This is a genomic window from Ruegeria sp. YTSA226 (assembly GCF_059609905.1).
Window position 1 is genome coordinate 89,291 of record NZ_JBXWMQ010000013.1, and the last position, 9,539, is coordinate 98,829.

8 protein-coding genes and 1 tRNA gene are annotated in these 9,539 nt (G+C 57.1%); 7 read left to right on the forward strand and 2 right to left on the reverse strand.

The window, feature by feature from the left end; all coding sequences use genetic code 11:
* Positions 1-11 precede the first annotated feature (11 nt).
* The gene (locus tag AC2FFF_RS15390) at positions 12-1,751 is read right to left on the reverse strand and encodes an ABC transporter substrate-binding protein (RefSeq protein ID WP_271946219.1); all 1,740 of its coding nucleotides are present in this window, start codon (positions 1,749-1,751) and stop codon (positions 12-14) included.
* Positions 1,752-2,070: 319 nt separating this feature from the next.
* On the opposite strand from AC2FFF_RS15390, the gene AC2FFF_RS15395 reads away from it, so the two are divergent.
* From AC2FFF_RS15395 to AC2FFF_RS15425, 7 genes are read left to right on the forward strand one after another with little or no spacing between them, the layout of a single operon-like run.
* Entirely contained in the window at positions 2,071-3,432 is a 1,362-nt protein-coding gene (locus AC2FFF_RS15395; RefSeq protein WP_281972346.1) for a V-type ATP synthase subunit B, read from the forward strand.
* Complete coding sequence (locus tag AC2FFF_RS15400) at positions 3,410-4,015, forward strand: V-type ATP synthase subunit D (protein ID WP_281972345.1); 606 nt, start codon at positions 3,410-3,412, stop codon at positions 4,013-4,015. The genes AC2FFF_RS15395 and AC2FFF_RS15400 overlap by 23 nt, the downstream gene beginning before the upstream one ends.
* Positions 4,012-5,808 carry a V-type ATP synthase subunit I gene (locus AC2FFF_RS15405; RefSeq protein WP_281972344.1) on the forward strand — a complete coding sequence of 599 codons (1,797 nt, stop codon included), beginning with the start codon at positions 4,012-4,014 and terminating at the stop codon, positions 5,806-5,808. Before AC2FFF_RS15400 ends, AC2FFF_RS15405 begins: the two co-directional genes overlap by 4 nt.
* A complete protein-coding gene (locus AC2FFF_RS15410) occupies positions 5,805-6,248 on the forward strand; it encodes an ATP synthase subunit C (protein WP_281972343.1) in 444 nt (147 codons plus the stop codon). The genes AC2FFF_RS15405 and AC2FFF_RS15410 overlap by 4 nt, the downstream gene beginning before the upstream one ends.
* Positions 6,248-6,925, forward strand: a complete 678-nt coding sequence (locus tag AC2FFF_RS15415) for a hypothetical protein (RefSeq protein WP_281972342.1) — start codon at positions 6,248-6,250, stop codon at positions 6,923-6,925. Before AC2FFF_RS15410 ends, AC2FFF_RS15415 begins: the two co-directional genes overlap by 1 nt.
* A 1-nt stretch (position 6,926) precedes the next feature.
* Entirely contained in the window at positions 6,927-7,619 is a 693-nt protein-coding gene (locus AC2FFF_RS15420) for a hypothetical protein (RefSeq protein WP_281972341.1), read from the forward strand.
* Complete coding sequence (locus tag AC2FFF_RS15425) at positions 7,616-9,457, forward strand: V-type ATP synthase subunit A (RefSeq protein ID WP_281972340.1); 1,842 nt, start codon at positions 7,616-7,618, stop codon at positions 9,455-9,457. The genes AC2FFF_RS15420 and AC2FFF_RS15425 overlap by 4 nt, the downstream gene beginning before the upstream one ends.
* 5 nt (positions 9,458-9,462) lie before the next feature.
* Here the strand turns inward: AC2FFF_RS15425 and AC2FFF_RS15430 are convergent.
* Positions 9,463-9,537 (reverse strand) — tRNA-Glu (locus AC2FFF_RS15430).
* Positions 9,538-9,539: the final 2 nt, after the last annotated feature.

The window sequence follows — 9,539 nt, forward strand, 5'->3', positions numbered from 1 at the left end:
CGAGTTTACGCTTACTGGGACTGCCAGCGCTGAACCAGTTCGTCATAGTTGACGGTCTGGCCTTGCGGCTTTTCGTTCTCCAGCTTGGCTTTTGGCGAACCCGGCTTTTCCAGCCAGAAGGACGCATCCTGCGGCTCGTTCAAGCGCGGACCACAACCGCCGTAGACACCGGCGCTTTCATCCGCGGCCTGCATCCGGCCCATTGTGATGTCCATCTCTTCGGCCAGACGATCCATCGCTTCTTGCGGAGTGAAGGCACCCGAGTTCACGTCACCAATCTGCTGCCACCAGATCTGGGCCAGCTTCGGATAATCCGGCACGTTGATGCCGGTCGGCGACCATGCCACGCGGTCAGGTGAGCGATAGAACTCGACCAGACCACCCAGCTTGGGCGCGCGTTCGGTGAACGACTCGTGGTTGACCGAGCTGTCGCGAATGAAAGTCAGACCCACATGGGACTTCTTCACGTCGACCGTCTTGGATGTCACGAACTGGGCATACAGCCAAGCCGCCTGAGCACGATCCGCAGGGGTCGACTTCAGGAAAGTCCAGGATCCCACGTCCTGATACCCAACCTTCTGACCATCTTCCCAATAGGGGCCATGCGGGCTCGGCGCCATCCGCCAAAGCGGTGTGCCTTCGTCGTCGACGGTGTTGTTGCCTTCGGACTTCGGCTTCACCATGTCGGCGGTAAAGGCGGTGTACCAGAAGATTTGCTGGGCCACGTTGCCTTGGCTAAGCGCCGGCAGCGACTGGTAGAAGTCATAAGACGCGGCACCTGGAGGTGCATAGTTGCGCAGCCATTCGTCCCATTTGCGGATCGCATAGACCGCAGCTGGACCGTTCGCAGCACCGCCGCGCGACACAGATGCGCCAACAGGGTTACAGGTGCCCGCTTCCATGCGGATGCCCCATTCGTCAACGGGGATGCCGTTCGGCTCACCCTTGTCGCCAGCACCAGCCATCGACAGCCAAGCGTCGGTCATACGCCAGCCAAGGTCAGGCGCGCGCTTGCCGTAATCCATGTGGCCATAGATCGCGGTACCGTCGACTTCTTTCACATCGTTGGTAAAGAAATCGGCGATGTCTTCGTAAGCGGACCAGTTGACCGGAACACCCAGATCATAGCCGTACTTCTCTTTGAACGCGGCTTTGTTTGCCTCATCGTCGAACCAATCCTTGCGGAACCAGTAGAGGTTCGCAAACTGCTGATCAGGCAGCTGATACAGCTTGCCATCCGGACCGGTGGTGAACTGAATGCCCATGAAGTCATCCAGATCCAGCGTCGGAGAGGTCGTGCCCGCCCAGTCGCCACCCATCATGTCGGTCAGCGGATACGCCAACTGCAGACGCGAGTGGGTGCCGATCAGGTCACTGTCGTTCACGTAGCCGTCATACAGGTTCCGACCTGTTTGCAGCTGGGTTTGAACGGCTTGAACTACTTCGCCTTCACCCAGAATCTGGTGATTGACCTTGATGCCGGTAATTTCTTCGAACGCCTTGGTCAGAACCTCAGATTCGTAAGAGTGCGTAGGGATGCCTTCGGACAGGACGTTGATTTCCATGCCATTGTAAGGCTGTGCAGCTTCGATGAACCATTGCATCTCGGCCATCTGCTCGTCTTTCGACAGGGTTGATGGCTGGAATTCGTCGTCGATCCAGCGTTGTGCTGCGGCTTCGTCGGCCCAAACGGGACCGTGCCCCGCAATGACGGCAGCCGCCGCCACTGCGGAAAGTAGATGTCTCCGCATCTGTTTCCTCCCAAAGATAATGTGATCCGGCGCAGACCGGATGACGATCAGCATCAGCGATTTGCCTCCTGCGTGTCAAACTAAATTTTTAGTAATTGAGGTGATGGCCGGGAAAAATTTCTGAAAATGAATTGATTTATATCATGTTTTAAAGCACCATTTGCCCATTAATTTCAGTTCGCAGACCCCTTGAATGCAGGGTCGCGCGCATGGTTTTTCGGCAGACGCTGTGATGCGGGTCGATTTGAAAAGCAGACTTTTGTGACCGTTTGCTGAACGATTTGAGTTCAATCAAGTTTTCAGGCTATGAGGATCAGAAATGTCCCGAAGTCTTCTGAAATTTACCCGCGTTCTCGAGATCGTGGGGGATACGCTAAAGATAAAAGTTCCGAGTGACGGGTCCGCTGACGCGACGGTGCGTTTCAACGATCTGGCCGTGATCGAAACCGTCGATGGGCACAGAACGCTGGCACAAGTCATCTTCATCGACCGCGATGTGATAACCTTGCAAGTGTTCTCGGGTACCAAGGGGATTTCGACCGAGGCGACAGCAACGTTCCTTGGTCATCCGATGCAAACCCCGTATTCGGCCAATATTCTGGGCCGGGTGTTTGACGGCGCAGGCGAGGCGATTGACGGCGGCCCAGACTTGTCTGCCGAACCGCGCATCGACATTGGGGGACCAACGGTGAACCCGGTTGAGCGGTCGGTTCCCAACAAGATGATTCGCACGGATGTGCCGATGATCGACGTGTTCAATACGCTGGTCGAAAGCCAGAAGATCCCAATTTTTTCGGTATCCGGCGAGCCGTTCAACGCGTTTCTCAGCCGCATCGGCATTCAGGCGGATGCGGATATTGTTGTGTTTGGCGGGCTAGGGCTGATTTTTGACGACTACCACACGTTCAGAACCTCGTTCGAGGATGCGGGCGTGTTCTCGCGGACCGTGATGTTCGTCAATCAGGCCATGGACCCGTTGGTCGAACGCCTGCTGGTGCCGGATATGGCGCTGGCCGTTGCCGAGAAATTCGCTGTGGAAGAGGGCAAACGTGTTCTGGTCCTCCTGACGGATATGACCGCCTATGCCGATGCGATGAAAGAGGTTGGGATCAGTCAGGAACGCGTCCCATCGCAGCGTGGATATATGGGCGATCTCTACTCGCAACTGGCACGACGGTATGAGAAAGCTTGCGACTATGCCAAGGGTGGATCGGTTACTGTGCTGACTGTCACAACCATGCCCGGGAATGACGTGACGCATCCGGTGCCGGACAACACCGGATATATCACCGAAGGCCAGTTTTACCTGCATTCCGGGGTGATCGACCCGTTCGGCAGTTTGTCGCGCCTCAAGCAGAATGTAATCGGCAAAACCACACGCGAAGACCACGGCCAGATCATGAACACGATGATCCGGTTCTATTCCGAAAGCCGAGATGCCGCGCAGAAACAGGCCATGGCGTTTGACCTATCGGATTATGACAACCAGTTGCTGAAATTCGGCGCTTTGTTCCGCAAACGCTTTATGGACATCAACGTCTCGATCCCGCTGGAGGATGCGCTAGATCTGGGATGGAAGACACTAGCTGAATGCTTTGCCCCCGAGCAGTTGCTGATGAAGCAGGATCTGATCGGCAAATACTTCCCAAAGGATGCACATGGCGCGGTTGCAGCTGAATAAATCGTCGCTTGCGCGCGAGCAGACGCAGCTGAAAAGCTATGAGCGGTTCTTGCCGTCTTTGGACCTGAAGCGTCAGCAACTGATGGCTGAACGGGCCAAGGCACGTAAAAATGTGCAGTACCTGCAGGAGGAGGTGACGCGCTTGGCACGGCAGGTCGGGGAAAAGCTGCCCATGCTGGCGCAACTAGGTGTCGATCTGGAAGGGTTGGTCGAACTAAAGGATTACCGGCTGAAGAAGGTCAACGTGGTTGGCGTTACCATGCCCGATCTGGACCGAATCGAGGTCGCGGTACGTCCGTATTCCCTTTTGGCCAAGCCACATTGGGTGGATGCAGTGGCGCGTTTGTTGCATGACATGATCGAAGCTCGATTGCGCGTGAAAGTGGCCGAAGAAAGGGTCAGGATTTTTGACAAATCAGTGGCCACGATCACCCAGCGCGTCAATCTGTTCGAGAAGGTGTTGATCCCGCGCGCCAGGGCCAACATCAAGAAAATCCGCATCTATCTGAGCGATGAACAGATGCAATCCGTTGTGCGCTCGAAAATCTCCAAACGCAAACATGCGAAGGAGGTTGCGGCATGAGTGTTGCAAGGCTGAAAAAACTGTCTTTGGTCGGCCGCGCCGCGAACAAGGGGGACACTCTGGGCGCGCTGCAGACATTGGGATGCATGCATGTTTTACCTTTGGCACCGCCGCCGGCAGAGCCAGAGCGGATCAACGAGCGTGGAGCCCGAGATGCGTATAAAGCATTGCGGTTTTTGAAGGAATCGTCGGAAACGCGCCGTCAGGTTCGGCGCGATTCTGGTTTTGATATGGACCAGTTCGTCGGTGAAGTCCTGGACTTGATGCAGCGCATAAGGGATATGACCGACCACCGGGATTTTTTGGCCCACCGGATCGCTCAGGTGCGCCCGTGGGGAGATCTGGATTTTCCGCCGAGTGATGTGTTGGCAGGCAACCGGCTTTGGTTCTATCAACTGCCGCTAAAACACCGTGAGGCACTGGCGGAGCTTCAGTTGCCCTGGGCCATCCTGCAAGAGGATCACCGGTTTCTCTACGCCGTTCTGATCGCCCCGGAAGATCCCGAAGACGACATCCTTCCAGTGCCGCGCACCCATACGGGTTCGTTGCCCATTCACGAGCTTGAAGCTCAGCTGGAAGAGGCCGAAATCGCCATTGAGGCGCTGGAAGCCGAGCGTATCGGGCAGACCCGTTTTCTGACGTTGATGCGGCGTAATCTTGCCGCCGCCGAAAGCGCAGCCGAACTGGCCCATGCCACGCAAAAGGTCCGCGACGAAGGCAAAGTGTTTGCCTTGCAGGGTTGGGTGCCCAGCGATCAGGTCGAGGCTGTCCTGGACATGGCCAATTCGCAGAACGCCGCTGTTTTGATCGAAGACCCGGGCCCGAACGAGATGCCTCCGACGCTGCTTGAGCAGCCGGAAAATCGCAGTGCAGCGGTGGACCTTGCCCTGTTCTATCAGGTTCCCGGGTACCGAGAATGGGACCCCAGCATAATCGTGTCCGTCTCGTTTGCGATCTTCTTTGCGATGATCGTTGCGGATGCCGGCTATGGCCTGGTTATCCTGCTGGGGCTGTTGGCCTTCTGGAAACGTCTCGACAATACACCGGCGAAAAGATCGTGGCGGCTTTATGGTTTGATCATCTCGGGCGCGACGGTCCTGTACGGGATTTTGGTTGGAAGCTATTTTGGCGCTTCCCCGGCCTCGGGCACGATTTGGGGGAAACTCAAGCTGTTGGACCTGAACAATTTCGACTCGATGATGATGATTTCAATCGTGGTCGGCGTTCTGCACCTGATATTGGCGAATGCGCTTGCAGCACGCGCGTCTTGGGGGCGGCGCAGTTCCGTTGCCAATCTTGGCTGGATCGCGGTGTTGATCGGCGGGTTCATACTGTGGCTGAGCTATATGAAAGGGGGACCCACAGCAGCGGGTGCTGCGATTATGATCGCAGGCGCTTTGGCGATCCTTCTGTTCACCAGCGAGCGCAAGATTGCCAAACCGTCAGACTGGCTTTGGCGCCTTATAGAAGGGGTACAGGGGTTGGCCGGGGCGATGGGCGCCTTTGGAGATGTTCTTAGCTATATGCGCCTGTTTGCACTGGGATTGGCCTCGGCCTCACTGGCGATCACGTTCAACGATCTGGCGGTCTCGGTGATGCAGTCCCTGAAAGGGCTGGGCCTTCTGTTTGGCGTGCTGATCCTGATCGCCGGGCACATCCTCAATTTCGCGCTCGCCATGATGAGTGGCGTCGTTCACGGATTACGTCTCAATTACATCGAATTCTTTAAATGGGGTCTGCCGGATGAAGGCATCGTCTTTCGCCCGTTCGCCCGCAAGGAGGTTCAGGAATGAATGAGCTTGTACTTACATTGGGCTGGTTGGGAATCTATGCCCCCATGGCGCTGGGCGCCGCAGCAAGCGCGATTGGCTGTTCCATTGCTGGACAGGCCAGTATCGGAGCGATGACGGAAACCGAAGGCGGGTATGGCCGGTTCATCGGCGTGTCGGCCTTTCCCTCGACCATGGTGATCTACGGCATTGTCATCATGTTTACACTGAACCGCGATGTGACGCCTGAAAATGCAGGCGGGCTGTTCGGGATCGGCATTCTGTCGGGCATCGCCCTGATGTATTGCGGCATCTGGCAGGGAAGGGCCTGTGCTGCAGCGATTAACGCAACCAAGGAAAAGCCCGAGATTTTTGGCCTGGCACTTGCGCCGGCTGCAATCATCGAGGGCTTTGGCGTATTTGCCTTTGTCTTTGCTTTGGTCATCAGCGCGGGGATTAGCTGATGGCACAGGACGGGATGATTTCGCATGGGGTGGATGCGCTGATCGACAAGCTGCGCAGCGATGGTGTGGCTGCCGGTCAGGCCGATGCAGACAAGCTGCGCGCTGATGCCAAAGCCGAGGCGGCCAAAATTCTTGCCGATGCCAAGCGCGACGTAGATGAGTATCGGAAAAAGGCCCGTGCCGAGGCGGATAATTATCGCACAGCCGGAGAAGAGGCGCTGAACACAGCGATGCGTGATGCGGTGCTTACAATGAAGGCCGGTCTGACAGATCGATTTCGCAAGGATGTTGAACGGCTGGTCACCCAAGAAATGACTGATCCTGAACTGCTGAAACAAATGGTCCTTGAGGTCGTCGGTCGCGCCGCGTCAGACGCCAGATTGGAAGGGCCTGCGCAAGTCATACTGCCCCCCAGTGTCGCCACTCAGGATGACATCAAACAAAACGCCGATGATATTCAGTCGGGAAAGCTGACGCGTTACGTTCTGGGACTGACGGCTGAAATGCTGAAGGAACAGGTTGAGCTGCACAGCGCGGATGACACCCAGAATGGCATCCGCATCCGGGCTGATGAACAGGGGGTTGTTCTGGATCTGACCGATAAGGCCGTCGCCTCGTTGTTAATGGAACATTTGCAGCCGCGCTTTCGTGCTGTTTTGGAAGGTGTGATCCGGTAACATGTCGGACCCTGACGCCTATATCGCGCTGATCAGCAGCCTGCCGGGCTCGGAACGGTTGTTCATCGCCAAACAACCTCCACTGTCGCGGCTCAGGCTGGACCGGCGCTTGCGGGCGCTGACACCAGCGGATGCGCGGGTTCTGGAGGTAATGGAACACGCTCTGAACTGGAACAACTATGATATGAACGTCTCGGATGCACAGACCATTGAGCGATGCAAAGAAGCGCTCCGGCACATTCCACAACCGACCTTGCGCAAGCTGTTCATGGAACGGATGGATTTGAGGACTGCGGTTGCCGCGCTGCGCCTGCGCAAACAGGGGGGTGCTGCACCTAGTGGCGTCTATGGCATTGGACGCTGGAGCCGACACATTCCAGCCAACTGGGGCGACCCTTCCTTTCGGCTGGAAACCCCAATGCCCTGGATCAAAGAAGCCAAACACTTGCTGGATGTCGATGACCCCCTGGGGCTTGAACGGTTGCTTTTGTCGGTCAGCCATATGCAACTGAAACGCTACGCCGCGCGCCATCTGTTCGATTTCGAAGCCGTGGCGATTTATGTTCTGATCTGGAATATTTTTGATCGCTGGGCGCAAAGCAATGCGCGTGACGCGGCAACGCGCTTTGAGAAACTGGCGCAACACGCCATGGCAAGTGCGATCGACTTGGATTTTGAGGGAGTAAGCGCATGACAGCCCCAACCTCCGCCACGCAGACCTCTACTGCCCGCGTCGTCTCGGTACAGGAAGGGCTGGTACAAATTCAGGCGAACCCTGATGCCACAGGCCATCCCGGACAGCTGGTCAAGAATGAGGTCGTTTTCATTCTGCCCACGCGGCCCGGCCCCGGTGGACGTCAGGAACGTCTGAAAGCCGAAGTGTTACGGGTGCGGGGCGACACTGCCGATGTGCAGGTTTACGAAAGCACTGATGGCGTCGCCGTGGGCGACCCGGTCGAACAATCCGGGCAGCTGCTCTCGGTCGAACTTGGTCCTGGGCTGTTGGGGCAGGTGTTTGACGGCTTGCAGTCGCCTTTGGCCAAAGTGGCGGCAGAATTCGGAATCTTTCTGCCGCGTGGGGCGGACGTTGCGCCGCTGGACACTCAGGCAAAGTGGTCGTTTACCCCATCGGTCAAGGTGGGCGACACGGTCACAGCAGGCGACAGCATCGGGGCGGTGCCCGAGGGGCATTTCATCCATAAGATCATGCTGCCCTTTAATTGGGTTGGGGACTACAAAGTCATTTGGGTTCAGAAGGGTGCGGCCATGATCCATGATATCGTCGCGCGGCTTGAAGATGCACAGGGGGGTGAGCACACGCTGACCCTGTCGCAGAAATGGCCGGTACGGCGGGCTTTGCCGGAAAACGTTCTGAAACGCACCTTGTCCGAGCGGCTCTATCCAACCGAACCTGTCCTGACCTCTCAGCGCCTGATCGACACGTTCTTTCCGATAGCCCGCGGTGGGACGGCCTGTATTCCCGGTCCGTTTGGCGCAGGCAAGACGGTGCTGCAGAACCTGATTGCACGCAACGCCAAGGTGGACATCGTGATCGTGGTGGCCTGTGGTGAACGCGCGGGTGAGGTTGTCGAGACGATTGCGGAATTCCCGAAGATGACCGACCCGACCACTGGCGGCAGTCTGATGGACCGGACGATCATCATCTGCAACACCTCCTCGATGCCCGTAGCCGCGCGCGAGGCGTCTATATTCACCGGGATCACCCTGGGCGAATATTACCGCCAGATGGGGTACGACGTGCTGCTGATTGCGGACAGTACCAGCCGCTGGGCTCAGGCCATGCGCGAGACCTCCGGCAAGCTCGAAGAAATTCCGGGGGAAGAGGGCTTTCCCGCCTATCTCGAAAGCTCGATCAAGGGGTTGTACGAACGCGCCGGAGCGATGAAGACCAATGATGGGGACACCGGCAGCCTGACCCTGATCGGGACCGTGTCACCGGCAGGTGGGAACTTTGATGAACCGGTCACGCAATCGACGCTGTCCACGGTGAAGTGTTTCCTCGGCCTGTCGTCCGAACGCGCCTATAAGCGGTTCTATCCTGCGGTCGATCCGATGCTCAGCTGGTCGCGTTATCTGGAACAGCTCTCGGACTGGTACGACACCAACGCCGAAGCCGGATGGACGGGCAAAGTGCGCGACTTGCTGGCATTGATCGAAAGGGGTGAACAGGTTGACCAGATGATGCAGGTGACCGGCGAGGAAGGGGTCACGATCGAGGATTTTGTGACTCAGCAAAAGGCGCTGTTTGTCGACATGGTCTATCTGCAGCAGGATGCCTTTGACCCGGTGGATGCGTCGGTGCCGCTAGAGCGTCAGAAGATGACGTTCAAACTGGTCTATGGCGTCACTCAATCCACCGCGCAGTTCGCCGACAAGGCCGAGGTACGCCAGGTCTTCACTCAGCTTACGGGATTGATGAAGAACTTCCACTATGCCGCCGAAAACACGCCGGAATTCAAATCCGTCTGGGCGCAAGTACAGGCCCTGTGTCAGGAAAAGTTCGGAGTGTGATGAAGTGGTAGCCCGTAGGGGAATCGAACCCCTCTTTCCAGGTTGAAAACCTGGCGTCCTAACCGATAGACGAACGGGCCAC